This window comes from Massilia sp. R2A-15, assembly GCF_030704305.1.
In the GTDB taxonomy this organism is placed as follows: Bacteria; Pseudomonadota; Gammaproteobacteria; order Burkholderiales; family Burkholderiaceae_D; genus JAFCUW01.
Window position 1 is genome coordinate 738,922 of sequence record NZ_CP131935.1, and the last position, 21,290, is coordinate 760,211.

Sequence of the window (21,290 nt, forward strand, 5' to 3'; positions counted from 1 at the left end):
AATGGGAACTAGGCGTCCCCGTCGCTCCGCAGGACCAGACCCCGGGTCGCCGCCGCCGCGGTTAGAATCGGGGTCTGGTCATGCGGACCTGACCCCATTTTTGTGACAACTGAATAAGAAGCGCCATGCCAAACAACCCAATCCCGGTCATCACCATCGACGGCCCAACCGCGTCCGGCAAAGGCACAGTCGCCCACAAAGTGGCCGATCGCCTCGGTTTTCACTTCCTCGATTCCGGCGCGCTGTACCGCCTCACTGCGCTGTCGGCGATTCGCCGCGGCACCGACCAGGCCGACGAACACGCCATCGCCAAGGTGGCCGAACACCTGCAGGTGCACTTTGACGGCCCCGAGATCCTGCTGGCGAACGAAAACGTCACCAACGCAATCCGCGCCGAGGAGGTTGGCAACCTGGCATCGAAGATCGCCGCGCTGCCGGCCGTGCGCCAGGCGCTGTTCGCTCTCCAGCTCAGTTTCCGCAAGGCGCCCGGCCTGGTCGCCGACGGGCGCGACATGGGTACCGTGATTTTTCCCCATGCCAAATTAAAGGTGTTCCTCACCGCAAGTACCGAGGCAAGGGCTGAGCGCCGATATAAGCAATTGATTGACAAGGGAATTTCTGCTAATATGGAAGACCTCCTGTCAGATTTGAAAGCGCGCGACGACCGTGATACTCACCGGGCAATCGCACCGCTGGTTCCGGCAGAAGGGGCGCACCTCCTCGACACTTCCAATATGACGGCCGACCAGGCCATTGAGGAAGTCCTGTCGTGGTGGGCGCACAGGGACGCAAAATAAGGCGTCCCGCGCGAGGCGCCGACCCTCGACGCTTTCAATATGACGGCCGATGCCGGCCTTTGAGAAAGCCTGAATGGAGGCGCAGCGTGGCAGTACCGTGGTGCCCGGCGCGGCAATGGTGCCGTTTTCGGGCGTGGTTCAACCTAACCCAGTTTAAGTCGCATCGTGCGATCTCTGCTGGCTCACAAAGTAAATCCTATGTCTACAGCAACAACTGAAGCAACCGGTATGGAAAGTTTTGCAGCGCTCTTCGAGGAATCGTTGTCGCGTCAAGATATGCGCTCCGGCGAAGTCATTTCCGCTGAAGTCGTGCGCCTCGACCACAATTTTGTGATCGTCAACGCCGGCCTCAAGTCCGAAGCATTCATTCCCATCGAAGAATTCAAGAACGACCAGGGCGAACTGGAAGTTCAAGTTGGCGATTTCGTTTCCGTAGCGATTGAGTCGCTGGAAAACGGCTTCGGCGACACCATCCTGTCGCGCGACAAGGCCAAGCGCCTGGCGTCGTGGCTGGCACTGGAAAAGGCCATGGAATCGGGCGAGATCGTCGTCGGTACCGTCAATGGCAAAGTCAAGGGCGGCCTGACCGTTCTGACCAACGGCATCCGCGCGTTCCTGCCGGGTTCGCTGGTCGACACCCGTCCTGTCAAGGACACCACCCCGTTCGAAGGCAAGACCCTCGAATTCAAGGTTATCAAGCTGGACCGCAAGCGTAACAACGTGGTTCTGTCGCGTCGCGCCGTCATCGAAGCATCGATGGGCGAAGAGCGTCAGAAGCTGATGGAAACGCTGAAAGAAGGCACCGTGGTTACCGGTATCGTCAAGAACATCACCGACTACGGCGCGTTCGTTGACCTCGGCGGCATCGACGGCCTGCTGCACATCACCGACCTGGCATGGCGTCGTGTGCGTCACCCATCGGAAGTGCTGACCGTTGGCCAGGAAATCACCGCGAAAGTCCTGAAGTACGATCAGGAAAAGAACCGTGTTTCGCTGGGCGTGAAGCAGCTGGGCGACGATCCTTGGACCGGTCTGTCCCGTCGCTACCCGCAAGGCACCCGCCTGTTCGGCAAGGTCACCAACCTGACCGACTACGGCGCGTTCGTCGAAGTCGAGCAGGGCATCGAAGGCCTGGTCCACGTGTCGGAAATGGACTGGACCAACAAGAACGTCGCTCCAAACAAAGTTGTCCAGCTGGGCGACGAAGTTGAAGTGATGGTCCTGGAAATCGATGAAGAGCGTCGCCGTATTTCGCTGGGCATGAAGCAGTGCAAAGCGAATCCATGGGATGACTTCGGCGTGACCCACAAGAAGGGCGACAAGGTCAAGGGCGCGATCAAGTCGATCACCGACTTCGGCGTGTTCATCGGCCTGGCCGGCAACATCGACGGCCTGGTGCACCTGTCCGACCTGTCGTGGACCGAGTCCGGCGAAGAAGCCGTGCGCAAGTTCAAGAAGGGTGACGAGCTGGAAGCCATCGTTCTGGCCATCGACGTGGAGCGCGAGCGCGTTTCGCTGGGCGTCAAGCAACTGGAAGGCGACCCATTCAACAACTTCGCGGCAATGAACGACAAGGGTTCCCTGGTTTCGGGTACCGTCAAGTCGGTCGAGCCTAAGGGCGCTGTGATCCAGCTGTCCGACGAAGTCGAAGGCTACCTGCGTGCTTCCGAAATCTCGCGCGACCGCGTTGAAGATGCCGGCACCCACCTGAAGGTAGGCGACACCGTTGAAGCCCTGGTCATCAACATCGATCGCAAGGCTCGCAGCATCCAGCTGTCGATCAAGGCGAAAGACAATGTCGAGACCCAGGAAGCCATGCAGAAGATGGCAGCGACCGACAACAACGCAGCTTCGGGCACCACCAGCCTGGGCGCGCTGTTGAAAGCCAAGTTCGACAACAAGAACTAAGCAGTCGGAACCAGCCAGATGACGAAGTCCGAATTGATCAACCGCCTCGCTGAGCGCTATTCTCAGCTGGTGGCCAAAGATGCGGAGTACGCTGTCAAAACCATTCTCGATGCGATGACCAATGCCTTATCGACTGGCCAGCGCATCGAGATCCGCGGTTTCGGCAGTTTTGCCCTGAATAGTCGGCCACCGCGCATCGGCCGCAACCCGAAGTCGGGCGACAAGGTGATGGTGCCCGAAAAACGGGTGCCTCACTTCAAGCCAGGCAAGCAGTTGCGCGAGCGCGTAGACGCGACGGTCGGGCAGCCGATCATCGAAGACTAAGTCGTCTGGCGGCAAAGCATGCAAAGAACGGCGTCCCTGGATGCCGTTTTTTTTCGCCTTTGGATACGGTCCCGCGGACGCATGCAGCATCGGGGGCTGGTCCTGCGGACCTGACCCCATCTTTTGCACGCGATCGCTGAGCTGTTCTTTGAATATTCCCCCATGATGTGCGACACTTCGCACTTCGACTCACCAGGTCCTGGCAGATGAAATTTCTCTCCTCCATCGTTGGATTAGTTCTGTTTATCCTGTTCTTCGGCTTCGCGCTGAAAAACACGCAGGAAGTCGACCTGCACTTTTTCCTCAATTACGAATTGCGCGGCCCGCTGGTGCTGATGCTGCTGGCGTTTTTCGTCGCCGGCGCCGCCCTCGGCATCCTGGCCGTCACGCCGACCGTATTCCGCCACCGCCGCGAACGCACGCGCCACGAGGACACCATCCAGGCGCTGCAGAACGCCAAGGTGGCGACCGCGCCGCAACCGGACAGCGTCGGCCCGCGCGGCTGAATCCGTCCTTTACCCATCGAATAAAAAGAAACGCATGGAATTTGAACTCTGGTGGCTGCTCGGCATCCCCTTCTTTTTCGCCCTCGGCTGGATCGCCGCGCGGGTCGACATCAAGCAGTTGCTGGCCGAGTCGCGCAGCCTGCCGACCAGCTACTTCAAGGGACTGAACTTTCTGCTCAACGAGCAGCCGGACAAGGCGATCGACGCCTTCATCGACATCGTCAAGCACGACCCCGAAACGGCCGACATGCACTTCGCGCTCGGTAACCTGTTTCGCCGCCGCGGCGAGATCGAGCGCGCCATCCGCGTCCACCAGAACCTGCTGGCGCGCCCCGACCTGCCGCTCGAACAGCAGCAGCACGCGCGCTACGAACTGGGCATGGACTACCTGAAGGCCGGCCTGCTGGACCGCTCGGAAGAGACCTTCAACCTGCTGCTCGACTCGAGCTACGGCGTGCAGGCGCGCCGCGCGCTGCTCGAGATCTTCCAGCGCGAAAAGGAGTGGCGCCGCGCGATCGAAGCCGCGCAAGGGCTGCAGGAATCCGGCGCCGGCGCGCGCCAGAAGGAAATCGCCCAGTTCTATTGCGAGCTGGCGCAGGACGCGCTGGTGCACATGCACGTGCCCGAAGCGATGGCGCTGCTCGACCAGGCGCTGCTGGCCGACCGCAAGAACGTGCGCGCCACCATGCTCTCGGGCGACGCCCAGCTGGCCCAGGGCGACACCGAAGGCGCACTGGTGACCTGGCGCCGCGTCGAGCAGCAAAGCGTGCCGCACGTGGCGCTGGTGGCCGCGCGCCTGATGGACGGCTACCGCAAAGTGGGCAGGGCGCAGGAAGGCGTCAACCTGCTGCGCGCCTACCTGGCCGAGGCCTCGTCGATCGACCTGATCGAAGTGGTGTTCAAGGCCGTGATTGAACTCGATGGCGTGGAAGCTGCCAAACAGCTGGTGGTCGAAGAACTGCGCCGCAATCCGACCCTGCTCGGCCTCGACAAGCTGCTCGAGGCGCGCATGATGGACGCCCCGGCCAACATCTGGGAAGAGCTGTCGATGGTGAAGAACCTCGTGCATGGCTACACCCAGAAACTGGCGCGCTACCAGTGCGGCCACTGCGGCTTCAAGGCGCGCCAGTTCTATTGGCAGTGCCCGGGATGCAGCCGCTGGGAGACCTACCCGCCGCGCCGCACCGAAGAACTCAACGTGATGAACTGATCAAGACACCATGAAAATTACCATTATCGGCACCGGCTACGTAGGCCTGGTGACCGGCGCCTGCCTCGCCGAACTGGGCAACGACGTGTTCTGCCTCGACGTCGACCAGAACAAGATCGACCTCCTCAACAACGGCGGGATCCCGATCCACGAGCCGGGCCTGGAAGAAGTCGTGGCGCGCAACCGCGCCGCCGGCCGCCTGCAGTTCTCCACCGACGTCGCCGCCAGCGTGGCGCACGGCGCGCTGCAGTTCATCGCGGTCGGCACCCCGCCCGACGAAGACGGCTCGGCCGACCTGCAATACGTGCTGGCCGCGGCGCGCTCGATCGGCCGCCACATGACCGGCTTCAAGGTCATCGTCGACAAGTCCACCGTGCCGGTCGGCACCGGCGAACGGGTACGCGCCGCGCTGGCCGAGGAAATCGCCGCGCGCGGATCCGACGCGACCTTCTCGGTGGTGTCGAATCCCGAATTTCTGAAAGAGGGCGCCGCGGTGGAGGACTTCATGCGCCCTGACCGCATCGTCCTTGGCCATGACGGCGACGCCGCCGGCCTGCGCGCGCGCGAGATGATGAAGAAGCTGTACGCGCCCTTCAACCGCAACCACGAACGCACCTTCTGGATGGATGTGCGCTCGGCCGAATTCACCAAGTACGCGGCCAACGCGATGCTGGCGACCCGCATCTCCTTCATGAACGAACTGGCCAACCTGGCGGATCGCGTCGGCGTCGACATCGAGGCGGTGCGCCACGGGATCGGTTCCGACCCGCGCATCGGCCACAGCTTCCTGTACGCCGGCGCCGGCTACGGCGGCTCGTGCTTCCCGAAAGATGTGCAGGCGCTCGAGCGCACCGCGCGCCAGTACGACCAGGACCTGCTGATCCTGCGCGCGGTGGAAGCGGTCAACGACAACCAGAAGCAGGTGCTGGGCAGGAAGATCGTCGCCAGCTTCGGCGAGGACCTGGCCGGCCGCCACTTCGCGATCTGGGGCCTGGCGTTCAAGCCGAACACCGACGACATGCGCGAGGCGCCCGCCCGCGTTCTGCTGGGCGAATTGCTCGCGCGCGGCGCCAGCGCGGCGGTGTACGATCCGGTTGCGATGATCGAGGCCAAGCGCGTGCTGGCGCTCGACCTGGCGCCGGAGCAGCTGGCGCGCGTGCGCTTTGCCGCCAGCCCGATGGATGCGCTGGACCAGGCCGACGCGCTGGCCATCGTCACCGAATGGAAGGCATTCCGCAGTCCCGACTTTGACCAGATCAAGGCGCGCCTGAAGCAGCCGGTCGTATTCGACGGCCGCAACCTGTTCGAGCCGGAGGTGATGGCCGAAGCCGGCTTCGAGTACCACGGCATCGGCCGCTCCGTGCTGACCCGGAGGTAAGCCGATGAACGACCCCGTGCCGAGCCGCCTGCTGACACCGGACAGCAACCCGAACATCGTCGCGCCGCAGCTGGGCGCGGTGCGCATCCTGGTGGTCGGCGACGTCATGCTGGACCGCTACTGGTTCGGCGACGTCAGCCGCATTTCGCCGGAAGCGCCGGTGCCGGTGGTGCGCATCGAGAAGCGCGAGGAGCGCCTCGGCGGCGCCGCCAACGTCGCGCGCAACGTGGCCTCGCTGGGCGCCCACTGCGGCCTGCTCGGCGTGGTCGGCGCCGACGAGGCGGGCGCGCAGGTCGAGCAGCTCCTGGGTGAGTCGAGCATCCACAGCTACCTGCAGCGCGACGAGGCCATTTCCACCATCATCAAGCTGCGCGTGATCGGCCGCCAGCAGCAGCTGCTGCGCATCGACTTCGAGGACGCGCCGACCGACACCGTATTGCGCGACAAGCTCACCCAGTTCAACGGCGTGCTGGCCGACTACGACGTGGTGATCCTGTCCGACTACAACAAGGGCAGCCTGGTCAACGTGGCCGAGATGATCCGCGCCGCGCGCGCGGCCGGCAAGGTGGTGATGGTCGATCCGAAGGGCGACGACTTCTCGCCCTACGCCGGCGCCACCATCCTCACGCCGAACAAGTCCGAACTCAAGCGCATCGTCGGCAGCTGGAACAGCGAAGAGCAGCTGACCTCCAAGGCGCAGGCCCTGCGCGAACAGCTCGGGCTCGACGCCTTGCTGCTGACCCGCTCGGAAGAGGGCATGAGCCTGTACAGCGCCACCGAGGTGCTGCACATGCACGCCGCCGCGCGCGAGGTGTTCGACGTGTCGGGCGCGGGCGACACCGTGATCGCCACGATGGCGGCGATGCTCGGCGCCGGCATGCCGATTGCCGACGCGCTGATCACCGCCAACCGCGCCGGCGGCATCGTCGTCGGCAAGCTGGGCACGGCCACCGTCACGCGCGAGGAACTGTTCGGCGCCTAATTCTTGTCAACCATGTCTTTACTGAACCGTTAAGCGGGAAGGGCGGCGCCGCCGTCCATTCCCAACAACAACGGAGATGACGGACATGATCAAGAAACTGATGCTTGCAGTGGCGACGATGATTGCCACGATGGGTTTTGCCTTTGCGCAAGTCGATGTCAACAAGGCCGACGCGGCCGCGCTCGACAGCGTGAAGGGCGTGGGGCCGAAGTTGTCGAAAGCCATCATCGACGAACGCGCCAAGGGCGGCGAGTTCAAGGACTGGGCCGACTTCGAGAAGCGGGTCAAGGGCGTGGGTCCGAAGAATGGCAAGAAGCTGTCGATGGCCGGCCTGCAAGTGGGCGGCAAGTCGATGGACGGCGCCGAGATGAAGATGGACGCCAAGGCCAAGCCGGCCAAGGCCATGCCTGACGCCAAACCGATGCCGGAATCGAAGCCGATGCCGGAAGCCAAGCCGATGCCGCCAGCCAAGGCCCCGGCCGACATGAAGGCCAAGCCTGCCGCCGCCGGCGCCAAAGCCTCGATGTAAGCCACAGGCAACACCAGGGTCTGACCCCGCGGGGTCGGACCCCAGACCCGGCTCTCGCGCCTTGAGAAGCCTCAAACCGCCAGCGTCAACTCAGCCGTCCGGCGCCCGTTGATGGTCGTGGATGGCATCCGCCGTCCTTCTTCCAACTACAACGGAGATTACCGACATGATCAAGAAACTGATGCTTGCCGTCGCTGCAATGATTGCCACGATGGGTTTCGCCTTCGCGCAGGTCGACGTCAACAAGGCCGATGCCGCCGCATTGGACGCCGTGAAAGGAATCGGACCGAAGACAGCGAAGGCGATTGTCGACGAGCGCACCAAGGGCGGCGCCTTCAAGGACTGGGCCGATTTCGAGAAACGCGTGCAGGGCGTGGGGCCGAAGAACGCCAAGAAACTGTCGACCGCCGGGCTGATGGTGGGCGGCAAGTCCATGGATGGCGTGGAGACGGCGGTCGTGCCGAAGGCGCCGGCGAAAGCCAAGGCTGAAGCCAAGCCTGCCGCGAAGATGTAAGCATAGTTGTCTCGTCGTACCTGCGGAGGCAGGTGCCCATGCCGAGCTGGCAACACGGTCAAGCATATTCAGCATGGGTACCGGCCTTCGCCGGTACGACAATCGTTGGGGGACTGAGTTCTCGCAGACGCAGAAATGCATCCCGGCATACAATGGGGTCTGTACGAACTGCAAGAGAGCACCCATGTCTTACAAGACCATTCAAGATACGATCGGCAACACGCCGCTGGTGCAACTGGTGCGCCTGCCTGGCGCCGACGCCGCCGCCCGCAACAACGTCATCCTCGGCAAGATGGAAGGCGACAATCCGGCCGGCTCGGTGAAAGACCGCGCGGCGATGTCGATGCTGCGCCGCGCCGAAGAACGCGGCGACATCAAGCCGGGCGACACCCTGATCGAGGCCACCAGCGGCAACACCGGCATCGCGCTGGCGATGGTCGCCGCGGTGCGCGGCTACAAGATGGTTCTGTTGATGCCCGACAACCTGTCGGTCGAGCGGCGCCAGAGCATGGCGGCCTACGGCGCCGAAATCGTGCTCACGCCGAAAACCGGCGGCATGGAATACGCCCGCGACATGGCCGAGCAGATGCAGCGCGAAGGCAAGGGCGTCATCCTCGACCAGTTCGCCAACCTCGACAATCCGCGCGCCCACTACGAAGGCACGGGCCCGGAAATCTGGCGCGACACCGGCGGGCGCATCACCCACTTCGTTTCCGCGATGGGCACAACCGGCACCATCATGGGCGTGTCGCAATACCTGAAGGAGCAGAACGAGGCGATCCGCATCATCGGCGCGCAGCCGGAAGAGGGGTCCTCGATTCCCGGCATCCGCAAATGGCCGGAAGCCTACATGCCGAAAATTTTCGACAAGGCGCGGGTGGACCAGGTTGAAAGCGTGAGTCAGGCCCAGGCCGAGCACATGGCGCGTCGGCTTGCTGCGGAAGAGGGAATTTTCTGCGGAATTTCGGCGGCGGGCGCCTGTGAAATCGCGTTGCGGATATCGCAGACCGTGGAGAACGCAACCATCGTGTTCATCGTATGCGACCGCGGCGATCGCTACTTGTCGACGGGCGTGTTCCCCGCCTGAATGCTGCGCCCAGGTCCCTTCACGCGAAGGGACCCGGCGAGTAAATCCGGTCCGGCTTAAGCTTGTGGCTCGCCTTCTTTTGGCTTGAACTGCTTGTCGCTGATGCGGAACTTGTTACGACGGTCGCCCATCAGGTAACGCAGGTCGCGGATCGACAGGTCGCTTACTTCGTGCATGCGGATCAGCAGCGATGCGCCGACTGGCAGGCGGTGGTGACGGATCTTCGAGATTACCGGCGGCGCCACTTCCAGCGCGCGCGACAGCGCGGCGTCGTTTTTCAGGCGCAGGTTTTCGATGAGCGTGTCGAGCAACCGGTTAGGGTTGTATTGCAGCAGATCGTCCGAATCCGAATCGCTGTTCATATCAATGCCGACTTGGTTTGTCATGATTTCGATCATTCCTATTTTGAGTTGTCTTGCTGGTTCCTACACTCGGCGTCCGTGTGCTACAACCGTCTTAATTTTCACTTGCTGCTTGGCTTCCGAGAACAATTTGGAAAATATATACACAATTGTACAACCTTTTCCGAGTTAATACCTGACAGCAATAAAAATTCGACCGCCGAAGGCATCGCTATGTTGTTCACCTGCAACATAGCCCCAATGCAATTCTCTCACATATTCACAAATCTGAAATTGTTTTGTGGGTAAAGTTAAGTGTAGGGTAATTGTAGTTGGATTGCCGCACAATTCCGGTCTGCATACACGCGCACCATGAAATTGGCGGAGTATGTTTGGAATTTCCATGAATTCCCCTATGTAGCGGCGAGCCTTCTCGGGATACTGAGGGGAGTATATGGAGCGGCGCGAGCCCGCAACGGTCTGTGCGCGGGCATGCCCGTTACAGTTGATTACAAAGTTTCCTAGTCGGCAACGCTCATGCACCGTGCGCTAGCCGCCGCGAGTTGCCCACAATCGACAACTAACATGGCATAAAAATAACTACGATTGTAATGGCTGGTAGCCAAAAAATTATCGGTGCCCGAGCAGTGAACTGTTGCTTTCGCGGTATTTTTTTACCATTCCATCGAAGAGCACGCGACACTTCGGTCTCCGTGCTTTTTCGATATCGTTGTTAAGCGCCGCGCGCCAGCCGGATCGCCCTGCCCAGTTCGACCACGGACATGGCATAAAAATAGCTGCGGTTGTATTGGGTGATCGCGAAAAAATTATCGGTGGCGAGCCAGTACTCGGTGGCCTCGGCGCCGTTTTGCAGGTCGATCAGGCCGAACAGGGTGCCTGGCGGCAGCGCCGCGGTGCTGGTCACACCCGCCGCGGCAAGTTGCTCCGCGGTGAACTTGGCGGCGAGGCCCTGGCCGATGAAACTTTCCCACGCCCGGCTCGGCGACACTTCGGCGGGGAACACCGCCGGCCCGCCGCGCGCACCCTGCCAGCCATGCTTGACCAGGAAATTGGCCACGCTGCCGATCGCATCGACCGGCGAATTGCGCAAATCGACCTTGCCGTCGCCATCGAAATCAACGCCGTATTCCAGGATGCTGCCCGGCATGAACTGCGGCAGCCCGACGGCGCCGGCGAACGAGCCGACCAGCGACAGCGGATCCATGTTCGACTTGCGCGCCAGCAGCAGGGTGTTCTCCAGCTCGCTGCGGAAGAACACCTGGCGCGCTTCGCGGTTCGGCGTGTCCGGGTAGGCGAACGCCAGCGTCGTCAACACGTCCATCACGCGAAAACGCCCGGTATTGCGGCCGTACACGGTTTCGACGCCGATGATGCCGAGGATGATTTCGGCCGGCACGCCATATTCCGCTTCAGCCCGCGCCAGCGCCGCGGCGTTCTCGTTCCAGAACGCGACGCCGGCTTCGATCCGCACCGGCTCGATGAAGCGGTCGCGGTAAGCCTGCCAGTTCTTCGGCTTGCCCGGCGGCGCCGGTTTCACCAGCTGCACCGCCGAATCGATGTAATTCACCTGCGCCATCACGTTCTTCAAGGCCTCGCGGTCGAAGCCGTGCTTCGCCACCATCTCGTCCTCGAAGTCGGCGACCGCCTTCCATTCGCGGAAGTTGACCTGCTCGCCGGCGTAATCGATTTTTTGCGGCGCGGGCGGGGCCTTCTTCGCCTTGACCAGCTTCGACGCCTTCACGGCCTTCGCATGCATCGTGGTCTTTGTCTTCGCTTTGGCTTTGGCAGCCACCGCCAGCGGCGCGGCGGCGCAGGCCAGGGCCAGCAACAACAGGGTGGAACGGCGGGGGATAAAGCGCAGCGGGAATGTCATCGGAATTTTGTCAGCAGACTTTTCAGGGTGGCGGCCAGGCTCGCGGGGGAGGGCCGGGCGCCGTATTTGTAGGCGCTGTAAAGGCGCAGGAATTGGACGGCGGCGTCTTTTTGCGCCGGCGCCAGCGGCGTGTTCGCAATCCGCGCGCGGTAGTCGTTCGGGCCTTCGTCGGCGCCGCGCGCCAGGCCGCGCCGGCTCAGCTGCAGGCACAGCGCCGAGTATAGCGCATCGATCGGATCGCCCCGGCGCCGCACGCGCCGCGCGTGCGCCAGCGCGAGCAGCGCCGCGCACAAAGCCAGCGCGACGAAGCTGCGCCAGTCCAGCAGGGCCGCCGCGATCGATTCGACCACGCCGCGCTGGCGTTCCGGCGTGTAGTTCAGCACCCACTGGTTCCAGCCGTTGTTCAGCGCGGCCATTTCGAAGCGGACGCGCTCGAACAGCGGGCTGGCGCCGGCGCCGAAGTCGATCAAGTGGCCCAGCGCGGTCAGGCCGCCGTTGCGCGTCTGCGCGCGCCCCGCGCCTTGCTGCACCCGTTCGGGCGCCACCGCGGAAGTCGGATCGATGCGCAGCCAGCCGCGCCCCGCCAGCCACACTTCGGCCCACGCGTGCGCATCAGACTGGCGCACCGTCATGAAGCCGTCCACCGGATTGAGTTCGCCGCCCTGGTAGCCGGTCACCACGCGCGCTGGCACGCCGGCCGCGCGCATCAGCACCACGAATGCGCTGGCGTAGTGCTCGCAGAAGCCGGCGCGGGTCTCGTACAGGAATTCGTCCACGCTGTGGCGTCCCAGCGGCGGCGGATCGAGCGTGTAGGCGAAGCCTTCGGTGCGGAAGGTGTGCAGCACCGCCTTGACCCGCTGCGCCGGATCGGCATAGCCGCGCAGCTCTTCGCCCGCCGCCAGCGCGCGCGGATTGAAGCCCTCGGGCAGCGCCAGCCAGCGCGCCGCGCCCGGCAGCGCGGGGCCCGCTTCGAGCCGGTAGTCCGGATGCGAGACCGCCTCGTAGCGCACGCGCTGGTCGATCGGGCCGAAGGCGGCAAGCTCCTGCTCGTGCGATATCGCGCTCGGGCGGCCGCTCACCTGCGGCGCCGCGTCGGGCAGGTCGAGCGCGTACAGCCAGCGCTGGCCGCTCGGCTCGAGCGTGACTTCGTGGCGCACCGCCGGCCCGCGGGTCGGATGGGCCGCGGCGCTGGCCGGGCGCAACCGCTGGATCTGGGTCCAGGTGCGCCCGTCGAAGCGGCTCAGCACCAGGCCGCGCCAGTACAACTGCGGCTGCGCCGGCGCCGGATCGATGAAGCGCACGCGGAACGCGGTTTCGTCCGACTGCGCCAGGTGCGCCAGGTTCCCCGGCGCCATGCTGTCGGACATGCCGGTGCGGCCGGTGCCGGCATCCTCGGGCATGCCCCACAGCGGACCTGGGATGCGCGGGAACACCAGGAACAGCGCGATCCCGAGCGGCGCGGCCAGCAGCACCACGCGCGCGGCGAGCCACAGGCGGCGCCGCAGCGGTGGCACGGTGCCGGTGAACTGGAACGACAGCTGGGCCGTGAACAGCACCACGGTCGAGGCGACCATCATCAGCGCCGTGCCGATGCCCTGCGCGTAGAAGAAGGTCGTCAGCAGCAGGAAGAAACAGAGGAAGATCACCACGTACAGGTCGCGCCGGGCGCGCATTTCGAGCATCTTGAAGGCGACCAGCAGCACCAGCAGCGCGACGCCGGCTTCGCGTCCGAGCACGGTGTGAAAGGTCAGCCAGACGCCGCCCGCCGCCGCCACGGCCAGCGGCAGCAGCAGCGCCGAGGGAGGCAGCCGGGTGCCGCGCACGGTGATCGCCGCGCGCCACGCCAGCGTCGTCGCGCACAGCGCCGTTACCCACAGCGGCAGGTGCAGTGCGTGCGGCGCGAGCACCAGCAGCGCGCCTGCCAGCAGCGTCAGGGTGTCGGCCTTGTCGCGCGGCATGCGCAGCACGAAGCCGCTCCAGCGCGCGCGCAGCGACGACAGCGTCGGCCGCTTCATGGCTGCTCCGCCGCGATGCCGTGCAGCGCCAGCGCGCGCAGGCAGGCCGCCTGGTGCGCCGCGCCCAGGCCCGCTGGGTAGTCCTGCGCGCCGATGCGAAATCCGTACGGCAGGCCGCGCTGCTCCGCCTGCAGCACCCAGCGCGTCATGCGCGACAGGCGCAGTTCGAGGTGCATCTGCACCGGCAGCGCATTGAAGTCGAGCACCAGTTCATCGGCGCCGCCGCCTTCGAAGTGCTTGGTCACCAGCTGGCCGCCGTCGGCCAGGTCGAGCCGCGCGATCTGGCGCCACGCCAGGCTGCGCATCGAATCGCCCGGCTGGTAATTGCGGATGCCGGCGAAGTCGTCGTCGCCGGCGCCGCCGCGGCCGTCGGCGCGCGCCACGCCGGCCACCGGCAGCGGCGGCGCATCGGCTTCCGGAAACGGGTAGACCAGCGCGCGCATGTCCGGCTGCCAGTAGGCCCAGGCGCGAAACAGCCCGAGCGGAAAGCGCGACACCAGCCGCACGCGCGGCGCGCGCAGCCAGCCGCGCTCCCCGGCCGCAATGGTCAGATCGATCACGGTGCTGGCGCCGGCCGCCACGTCGGCCAGGTAGCGCGGCCCGTCGTCGCGCAGGAAATCGACGCCGATCGCGTAGCGGTCCAGCGCGCTGCGGTTCACCAGCGTCATCTCGAAGCGCGCTTCCGATCCGGCGAACACGCTCGGCGCGCGCCCGCCGCGCACGTACAGCTGCCCGAGGTTGCGATAGGTGAGATACATGTCGGCCACCGCGCAGGTGGCGAGCAGGAAGGTCAGGGCGAATCCGAGCGCGAGGTTGTAGTTGGTCGCGCCCACCAGCAGCACCAGCAACAGGAAGGCGAAGCCGACGCCGGCGTTGGTGGGCAGGATGTACACGCGGCGCCTGTGCAGGAACATCTCGCCGCGCTCGAAGCCGCGCGGCTTGAACATCCACTGCCTGGCCCTGCGGCGCAATGCGGCGATCATGCCTGGCCTTACACCGGCACCGATTTTTGCAGTTCCAGCACCAGGTCGCGGCTGGCCAGCGCCACGCCGTGCGCCGACTTGAGCGGACGCAGGCGGTGCGCGCACACCGGCACCAGCACAGCCTGCACGTCTTCCGGCACCACGTGGTCCCGTCCTTCCAGCGCGGCCCAGGCGCGCGCCGCCTGCAGCAGCGCGATCGCGGCGCGCGGCGACAGGCCCTCGGCAAACAGGCCGTCGCGCCGCGAGGCCTGCGCCAGCGCCTGCACGTAGTCGATCAGCGACGCCGACGCATGCACCTGGCGCAGCGAGCGCTGCGCATCCATCAGTTCGGACGGCTGCATCGCCGCCGGCAGCGCGCGCAGCATGCTGCGGCGGTCCTCGCCCATCAGCAGGGCGCGCTCGGCGGCGGCGTCCGGATAGCCCAGCGACAGGCACATCAGGAAGCGGTCCAGCTGCGATTCGGGCAGCGGGAAGGTGCCCACCTGGTGCGCCGGGTTCTGCGTGGCGATCACGAAGAACGGCTCGGGCAGCGGGCGCGTGACGCCGTCGGCGGTGACCTGGCGCTCCTCCATCGCCTCGAGCAGGCCCGACTGGGTCTTCGGCGTGGCGCGATTGATTTCGTCGGCCAGCAGCACCTGGGTGAAGATCGGCCCCGGATGGAACACGAAGTCGGCCCGTTCGCGCTCGTACACCGAGATGCCGGCGACGTCGGCCGGCAGCAGGTCGCTGGTGAACTGCACGCGGTTGAACTTCATGCCCAGCGAAATGGCCAGCGCGTGGGCCAGCGTGGTCTTGCCCACGCCCGGCACGTCCTCGACCAGCAGGTGGCCGCCGGCCAGCAGGCAGGTCAGCGCCTGGCGAACCTGCAGGTCCTTGCCGACGATGATCCCGCTGACCTGACTGGCTACCGCGTGCAACTTGTTGAACATGTGCTTGTCTTTTCTGAATGATGTGGCGGCGTGGTAGATTAGCGCCATACCGATTTAATTGATTCGTCATCGCTACCGGTCCGAAGATTCTATAAGAGAACGGCGGGTCCGGCATGATATTGATGGCATCAGGACACAAAACTTACGCACATGAGCACTGCCATCTACAGCCACGCCGATTGCCTGCGCCACGAAATGGGCGACTGGCACCCGGAATCGCCGGACCGCCTGCGCGCCATCGACGATCAGTTGATCCGCTCGGGCATCGACGGCCTGGTCGAGCGCCGCGAAGGACCGCTGGCCGAACTGCCGGCGCTGCTGCGCAATCACAGCGAGGCGGCGATCGCGCTGCTGCGCGACAACCTGCCCGGCACGGGCGAGTACTACCCGCTCGACGCCGACACCCTGATCAACGAGCACAGCTACCAGGCGGCGCTGCGCGCGGCGGGCACCGCGATGGCCGCCACCGATGCGGTGCTGGCCGGCGACATCGCCAACGCCTTCTGCGCGATCCGCCCGCCCGGCCACCACGCGCGCCCGGTCGGGGCGATGGGATTCTGCCTGTTTAACAACGTCGCGCTGGCCGCGCGCCACGCGCTGGACGGCCACGGGCTGGACCGCGTGGCGATCATCGATTTCGACGTCCATCACGGCAACGGCACGGCCGAAGCGTTCCGCGACGATCCGCGCGTGCTGATGGCGAGCTTTTTCCAGCATCCCTTCTATCCCTACACCGAGCCCGAGCCGATCACTGCCAACTGCGTCAACATCCCGGTGCCGGCGCGCAGCGGCGGGGACGCCGTGCGCGCCGTGGTGCAGGAATACTGGCTGCCGGCGCTGCACGCGTTCAAGCCGCAGATGATCTTCATCTCGGCCGGCTTCGACGCCCACCGCGAGGACGACCTCGGCGAAATGGCGCTGGTGGAGTCCGATTACGCCTGGATGACGCGCCAGATCATGGCCGTCGCGCGCGAGCACGCGCAGGGCCGCATCGTCAGCTGCCTCGAAGGCGGCTACAACCTGTCGGCGCTGGGCCGCAGCGTGGTCGCGCACGTCAGGGCGCTCGCGGAACTCGACTAGTCCGCAGAACTCGGCGGCCCCGGTCGTTGTCTAAACAGGGGACCGGTCGGTTACTGGGAGGACGGCATGCGTGGTTCGCGGCGAGTGCTGATGGCGATGGCGATTGGCGCGCTGGCCGGCGCGCTGGCCTGGCTGGCCCGCGGCGACCGGACCGCTACGGCGCCGGCGCAATCCACAACGCTGGCCGCGCCGGCCCGCGCCGAACGTCCATCCGCGCCGCCGGTTGCCGCGGCGCCCGCACTGATCCGCCGCCAACTGGTCGAAGATCTTCGCCTGGCCGACTACACCTATTGCAGCTATCGCGAATCGAGCAAATATCCCCACGATTCCCGCCCGGTTTCCGAGCAGCCCGACCAGGTCTATCCCAACGCGCCCGTCACCGGCAGCCACGCGCTGCGGCTCGAAGGCGGCGACACCGACCCCGGCGTTCAGATCCAGACTTCGCAAACGCGCGTCCACCTTGCGGCCGGCGAGACCGTGGCGTTCTCGCTGCGCGCCCTCGATGCCGCGGGCAGAGCGCTGCCGCTGGTGGTGACGCGCGCGGTGGCGCAAGGATTGCCGGTGCCCGGCCGCCGGCCCGGGGCCCAGGCCACGCTGGCGTTCGCCGACGCCGGCGACGGCGCGCTCGCCGCCACGCTGGCGCCGGCCCAGTCCGGGCTCGCCGCGTTCGCCGGCACCATCCGCGCCGACGTGCGCTACCGCGTGGCCGGGCGCGCCGGTGTCGTGCTGTTCGACGTGATCTATTCTCCCGAAGCGCCCGGCGCCTGGACCGGCCAGGTGCGCGAAGCAGTCGAAAACGGTTCGCTCAATTTCTACCTGGGCGCCGACATCCGTCACGCCGGCCGCTACATCGTCACCGGCCGCGTCGACGACGCCAGCGGCCGCCCATTCGCCGTGGTGACCTTCAACGACATGTTAGGCGAGGGCGCCAACGACGTGCGCCTGACCGTGTTCGGCAAGCTGCTGCGCGACGGCGAACCGGCGCTGCCGCTGTCGCTGCGCGATGTGGACGGCTACCTGCTGAAGGAAAACACCGACCCCGACCGCGAGCTGATGCCGCGCCTTGAAGGCCGCACCGCGGTGGCGGCGCATCCCTTGAGCGCGTTCTCGGACGCCGAATGGCAGAGCGAGGAGCGCAGCCGCTACCTCGCCGAGTTCGGCAGGAGCCGGGACAAGGCGCGCGCCGCGCTGGCTGCGTTCGATCCGCAAGCGGAACTGCCGCCCAGCGGCTGCGCCGTCAATCGGGCGAACCAGCGCTAGGCAATATTGTCTAAATTAGAGCGACCCTGGGAGAACAACATGAACAAGATGATGCGGCTGGTAATGTGGCTGGGTGTATTGCTGAGCTGCGCGGCGGCCGGCGCCACCGATTACACGCTCTGGATCAACGGCCGCGGTTCCGGCGGCGTGGTCGGCAACTACGACGACTTTTCGTACTGGGGCCCGGCCCGGTTCAACGCCGGCGTCAACAAGAAGGCCGTCAACTGGGACGGCTACAACAGCATCGCCTCGCAGAACGGCATCATCCGCAATGCGCTCGACTGCTTCTGCACCGGCACGAACTGGTGCTTCATCGCCACCTACAGCGCCGGCGATCCGATGATGGGCTACGCGCTGGCGAACTACGGCGGCTCCACGCGCCATGTCAAGAATGCCACACCAAACGCGGCCGGCGTGTGCGCCAGCGTTGGCAGCACCACGCAAACCGGCTGGAACATCCGCTGGGTGCGCGCGGCGGCCGGCGCGGCCGGGGGCAGCGAGCTGTCCGACGCCGGGCGCTGGACCACGGGCGAGCCGTTGGTGCACGACATGCGAACCACGACGATGCGCGCGATGTACAACCACAACAACACGCGCGGCCTGAAGTTCTACATGTATGCAGGCGCGAAGGGCACGCTGTATTCCGGCATCCTGCCCGGCCAGGACGACGAAGTGATTGCCTACCACAGCTCGGGCGCGGTGTCCGGCACCGATGGCGGCGCCTACTGCAATCCGCGCGACTGGTGGTGCAACGACCTGCGGATGCACGAAGAGGTCAACGAGGGCGGCTGGCCGAAGTGGACCAACCATGATGTCTGGTACCGCGACGACGCCGAATACTTCAACCACTACCTGCGCGGCAACTGGGAAGGCATTACCGCCCCGATGCGCGCCGACATGGAAGCGTACGCGAAGTAGCCCCTCAGGTCCCTTTTGCGGCGGCGGCGCCGGCGGTGGCGTCCATGACGGCGGACTGGCGCTTTTCCCGCGCCGTCATGCGCTTGGCCTTGATCACCACCACCGGCATGCGGGCGTTCGCCACCGTCTCGCGCGGCGCCGGCCTGGCCGTGCTGTCGGGCAGCGCGGCGACCACGCAACCGGCGACCACGACCACGGCGAAAATGGTTTCCATGTGTTTCTGTGCGCTCATCGCCAGACCCTCCCAAAGATGGGTCTATTGTTCTTCTTTCCGTACGCCAACTTACTGCGTTACATCAAGTTCTCGATGAACCCGTAAAATAGCGGGATTACTTGAGATTTTGAAAGCACAGCATGTCGATACAATGGTACCCGGGCCACATGAACGCCGCCCGCAAGAAGGCGGCGGAGCAGATGGAGAACACCGACCTGGTGATCGAAGTGCTCGACGCGCGCCTGCCCGAGGCCAGCTGCAACCCGATGGTCGAGGAGCTGCGCCTGTTCCGCCAGCGTCCCTGCCTGAAGATCCTCAACAAGGTGGACCTGGCCGATCCGGTGGCGACCGCCGCCTGGAGCGCCTACTACGACGCCCAGGAAGGCGTGACGGCCTACCCGATGACGACCAAGAAGCCGGCCGACGTCGCGCGCATTCCCGACCTGTGCCAGTCGCTGGCGCCGCACCGCGGCGTGCCGACCAAGCCGCTGCGCATCATGATCATGGGCATTCCCAACGTTGGTAAATCGACCCTGATGAACGCGCTGCTGAAGAAAAAAGTGGCCAAGGTGGGCGACGAGCCGGCCGTCACCAAGATGCAGCAGAAGCTCTACCTGGGCAAGAACACCATCCTGGTCGACACGCCGGGCATGCTGTGGCCGAAGATTGCGCTGGCCAGCGACGGCCTGATGCTCGCCGCCAGCCACGCGATCGGATCGAACGCGCTGATCGAAGACGAGGTGGCGGTGTTCCTGGCCGAGGTGCTGCTCGAGCGCTATCCGCAGCTGCTGACGGCGCGCTACGGTTTCAAGCTCGAAGGCATGGACGGCATCGCCGTGATCGAAGGCGTGGCGGCGCGGCGCGGCTACCGGCAGAAGGGCGGCGACCTCGATTTCGAGAAGGCGGCGCACACCTTCCTGCAGGATTACCGCACCGGCGCGCTGGGACGCATCAGCCTCGAGACGCCGGAGACGCGCGCGAAGGCGCTGGCCGAGCATGCGGCCGCGATGGCGGAGAAGGCTGCGAAGGCTGCGGCGATCGCCGCCGAAAAGGCCGCCAACGCAGCGCGCGGCAAACGCGGCTCGTAACACACAAAATGGGGTCAGGTCCGCAGGACCAGACCCCGATGCTGCCGACGCCGGGGTCTGGTCCCGCGGACCTTACGCCATCTTGCGTTAGTCGGCGGCCTTGCCGAACCTGAAGCTCGACACCGCCAGGCTGCCGAAGAAATCGTCTTCGTGGTACACGCACGCAGCCTCTTCGTTTTCCGCCGCCCCCAGCGCCACCATCAGCGGCACCAGGTGATCCTCGCGCGGATGCGCCAGCCGCGCGTAGGGCGCCTCGCTCCAGTGCATCAGCGCGACACTGCGCTCGGCCGGCGTCAGCTTCAGCAGCACATGCTGCAGCCACGCGTCGAATTCATGCGACGATTTCTGCCCGCCGGGCCCGAACTGGCGCAGGTTGTGGTAACTGAGCCCGCTGCCGATGATCAGGACGCCCTCGTCGCGCAAAGGCGCCAGCGCGCGCCCGATCTCCAGGTGCGTCTTCGGATCGTAGCCATGCTTGATCGACAGCTGCACCACCGGCATGTCCGCCTCGGGATACACCGGGTACAGCATCGAGAACGTCCCGTGGTCATAGCCGCGCAGCGGATCCAGGCTGACGGCGTGGCCCGACTTGGCCGCCAGGTCCGCCACCCGCTGCGCCAGCTCGGGCAAGCCGGGCGCCGGATACTTGACCTGGTAGGTGTGTGGCGGGAAGCCACCGTAGTCGTAGATCATGCCGGGCGCCGTCCCGGACGAGACCATGAACTCGTCTTCCTCCCAGTGGCTGGTGACGACCAGCACTGCCTTCGGCCGCGCGCCGACCTGGCGCTTCATGTCCACCAGCGACGCTTCCAGCTTGTCGTAGGTGGTTCCGTACTGCTCCTTCATGAATGGCCACGGTCCGCCGCCGTGCGAGACGAAGAAAGTGGGCAGGGTGTGGCTCATGATGGCTCCTGAAAGTGGGGATGAGACTATATTGTACTAGTTAGAACTAATTTTGGCTCGCGGCTTGAACATGGGGTCAGGTCCTTCGAAGCGACGGGGACGCCTGGTCCCCGTCTTTGTCGCCGCCGCCGGGCGAATCCTCATTGTTACGTTTATAATAGACGCGTTTTGGTGCCCGTTCGCGTGATCACGCGGACAGTTAAACGGGAAACACCAGGCGGCGGCGCCATGCTTCGGCGCCGCGGTCCAAAGGTGTGCTGCCCCCGCAACGGTAAACAAGCGTCGCCGCGAATACGGCGACTGGCTGCCTCGAACACCACTGTGCGTGCATAGGAAGGTGAGGCGGTCCGACTTGCGAGCCCGGATACCGGCCAGGACAGGTGGAAGCGTTCGCACTGCGGCCGCTTCCGTTGAATCCGGCTTGCGGGGA

Annotated in this window: 21 protein-coding genes and 1 riboswitch; of the genes, 14 read left to right on the top strand and 7 right to left on the bottom strand. The window is 65.3% G+C overall.

Going from position 1 to position 21,290, the window contains the following annotated elements; translation table 11 throughout:
- Positions 1–125: 125 nt before the first annotated feature.
- The 10 genes from cmk (at position 126) to cysM (ending at position 9,235) form a co-directional block, all read left to right on the top strand.
- Positions 126–797, top strand: coding sequence for a (d)CMP kinase (cmk, locus tag Q4S45_RS03360; protein ID WP_305509140.1), 672 nt, complete (start codon positions 126–128; stop codon positions 795–797).
- Between the two features lie 228 nt (positions 798–1,025).
- Positions 1,026–2,705, top strand: coding sequence for a 30S ribosomal protein S1 (gene rpsA / locus Q4S45_RS03365; RefSeq protein WP_305509142.1), 1,680 nt, complete (start codon positions 1,026–1,028; stop codon positions 2,703–2,705).
- 18 nt (positions 2,706–2,723) lie between these two features.
- Complete coding sequence (locus Q4S45_RS03370; RefSeq protein ID WP_099793647.1) at positions 2,724–3,029, top strand: integration host factor subunit beta; 306 nt, start codon at positions 2,724–2,726, stop codon at positions 3,027–3,029.
- A gap of 206 nt (positions 3,030–3,235) precedes the next feature.
- On the top strand, positions 3,236–3,535 hold the full coding sequence (locus Q4S45_RS03375; RefSeq protein ID WP_305509146.1) for a lipopolysaccharide assembly LapA domain-containing protein: 300 nt from the start codon (positions 3,236–3,238) through the stop codon (positions 3,533–3,535).
- Between the two features lie 34 nt (positions 3,536–3,569).
- A complete protein-coding gene (gene lapB / locus Q4S45_RS03380) occupies positions 3,570–4,745 on the top strand; it encodes a lipopolysaccharide assembly protein LapB (RefSeq protein WP_305509148.1) in 1,176 nt (391 codons plus the stop codon).
- Between the two features lie 10 nt (positions 4,746–4,755).
- On the top strand, positions 4,756–6,123 hold the full coding sequence (locus Q4S45_RS03385) for a UDP-glucose/GDP-mannose dehydrogenase family protein (protein WP_305509149.1): 1,368 nt from the start codon (positions 4,756–4,758) through the stop codon (positions 6,121–6,123).
- 4 nt (positions 6,124–6,127) lie between these two features.
- Positions 6,128–7,105 carry a D-glycero-beta-D-manno-heptose-7-phosphate kinase gene (gene rfaE1, locus Q4S45_RS03390; RefSeq protein ID WP_305509150.1) on the top strand — a complete coding sequence of 326 codons (978 nt, stop codon included), beginning with the start codon at positions 6,128–6,130 and terminating at the stop codon, positions 7,103–7,105.
- A gap of 85 nt (positions 7,106–7,190) precedes the next feature.
- On the top strand, positions 7,191–7,634 hold the full coding sequence (locus Q4S45_RS03395; RefSeq protein ID WP_305509152.1) for a helix-hairpin-helix domain-containing protein: 444 nt from the start codon (positions 7,191–7,193) through the stop codon (positions 7,632–7,634).
- 166 nt (positions 7,635–7,800) lie between these two features.
- Positions 7,801–8,148 (top strand): helix-hairpin-helix domain-containing protein, encoded by a 348-nt coding sequence (locus Q4S45_RS03400; protein WP_305509153.1) that lies wholly within the window; start codon positions 7,801–7,803, stop codon positions 8,146–8,148.
- Between the two features lie 184 nt (positions 8,149–8,332).
- A complete protein-coding gene (gene cysM, locus Q4S45_RS03405) occupies positions 8,333–9,235 on the top strand; it encodes a cysteine synthase CysM (protein WP_305509154.1) in 903 nt (300 codons plus the stop codon).
- 56 nt (positions 9,236–9,291) lie between these two features.
- Here the strand turns inward: cysM and Q4S45_RS03410 are convergent, their stop codons facing one another.
- The 5 genes from Q4S45_RS03410 to Q4S45_RS03430 all read right to left on the bottom strand — a co-directional run bounded on the left by Q4S45_RS03410 (position 9,292) and on the right by Q4S45_RS03430 (position 15,397).
- Positions 9,292–9,621 (bottom strand): hypothetical protein, encoded by a 330-nt coding sequence (locus Q4S45_RS03410; RefSeq protein WP_099788908.1) that lies wholly within the window; start codon positions 9,619–9,621, stop codon positions 9,292–9,294.
- 688 nt (positions 9,622–10,309) lie between these two features.
- Positions 10,310–11,470 carry a lytic murein transglycosylase B gene (gene mltB / locus Q4S45_RS03415; RefSeq protein ID WP_305509157.1) on the bottom strand — a complete coding sequence of 387 codons (1,161 nt, stop codon included), beginning with the start codon at positions 11,468–11,470 and terminating at the stop codon, positions 10,310–10,312.
- Positions 11,467–13,485 carry a DUF3488 and transglutaminase-like domain-containing protein gene (locus tag Q4S45_RS03420; protein ID WP_305509159.1) on the bottom strand — a complete coding sequence of 673 codons (2,019 nt, stop codon included), beginning with the start codon at positions 13,483–13,485 and terminating at the stop codon, positions 11,467–11,469. Before Q4S45_RS03420 ends, mltB begins: the two co-directional genes overlap by 4 nt.
- Positions 13,482–14,468 carry a DUF58 domain-containing protein gene (locus Q4S45_RS03425; protein WP_305509161.1) on the bottom strand — a complete coding sequence of 329 codons (987 nt, stop codon included), beginning with the start codon at positions 14,466–14,468 and terminating at the stop codon, positions 13,482–13,484. Before Q4S45_RS03425 ends, Q4S45_RS03420 begins: the two co-directional genes overlap by 4 nt.
- A gap of 8 nt (positions 14,469–14,476) precedes the next feature.
- Positions 14,477–15,397 (bottom strand): MoxR family ATPase, encoded by a 921-nt coding sequence (locus tag Q4S45_RS03430; RefSeq protein WP_305509163.1) that lies wholly within the window; start codon positions 15,395–15,397, stop codon positions 14,477–14,479.
- Positions 15,398–15,547: 150 nt separating this feature from the next.
- Between Q4S45_RS03430 and Q4S45_RS03435 the strand changes: the two genes are divergently transcribed.
- The 3 genes from Q4S45_RS03435 (at position 15,548) to Q4S45_RS03445 (ending at position 18,655) form a co-directional block, all read left to right on the top strand.
- Entirely contained in the window at positions 15,548–16,477 is a 930-nt protein-coding gene (locus Q4S45_RS03435) for a histone deacetylase family protein (RefSeq protein ID WP_305509165.1), read from the top strand.
- Positions 16,478–16,543: 66 nt separating this feature from the next.
- A complete protein-coding gene (locus Q4S45_RS03440; protein WP_305509171.1) occupies positions 16,544–17,737 on the top strand; it encodes a hypothetical protein in 1,194 nt (397 codons plus the stop codon).
- Between the two features lie 39 nt (positions 17,738–17,776).
- Positions 17,777–18,655, top strand: a complete 879-nt coding sequence (locus Q4S45_RS03445) for a hypothetical protein (protein WP_305509173.1) — start codon at positions 17,777–17,779, stop codon at positions 18,653–18,655.
- A 4-nt stretch (positions 18,656–18,659) separates the two neighbouring features.
- Here Q4S45_RS03445 and Q4S45_RS03450 read toward each other — a convergent pair whose 3' ends face one another.
- Positions 18,660–18,887 carry a hypothetical protein gene (locus tag Q4S45_RS03450; protein ID WP_305509175.1) on the bottom strand — a complete coding sequence of 76 codons (228 nt, stop codon included), beginning with the start codon at positions 18,885–18,887 and terminating at the stop codon, positions 18,660–18,662.
- 149 nt (positions 18,888–19,036) lie between these two features.
- Here Q4S45_RS03450 and ylqF point away from each other — a divergent pair, with 149 nt between their 5' ends.
- Positions 19,037–19,957, top strand: a complete 921-nt coding sequence (gene ylqF / locus Q4S45_RS03455) for a ribosome biogenesis GTPase YlqF (RefSeq protein ID WP_305512035.1) — start codon at positions 19,037–19,039, stop codon at positions 19,955–19,957.
- A gap of 87 nt (positions 19,958–20,044) precedes the next feature.
- On the opposite strand, the gene Q4S45_RS03460 is transcribed toward ylqF, so the two are convergent.
- A complete protein-coding gene (locus tag Q4S45_RS03460; RefSeq protein WP_305509177.1) occupies positions 20,045–20,860 on the bottom strand; it encodes a class III extradiol ring-cleavage dioxygenase in 816 nt (271 codons plus the stop codon).
- Positions 20,861–21,012: 152 nt separating this feature from the next.
- Positions 21,013–21,251: riboswitch (cobalamin riboswitch) on the top strand.
- Positions 21,252–21,290: the final 39 nt, after the last annotated feature.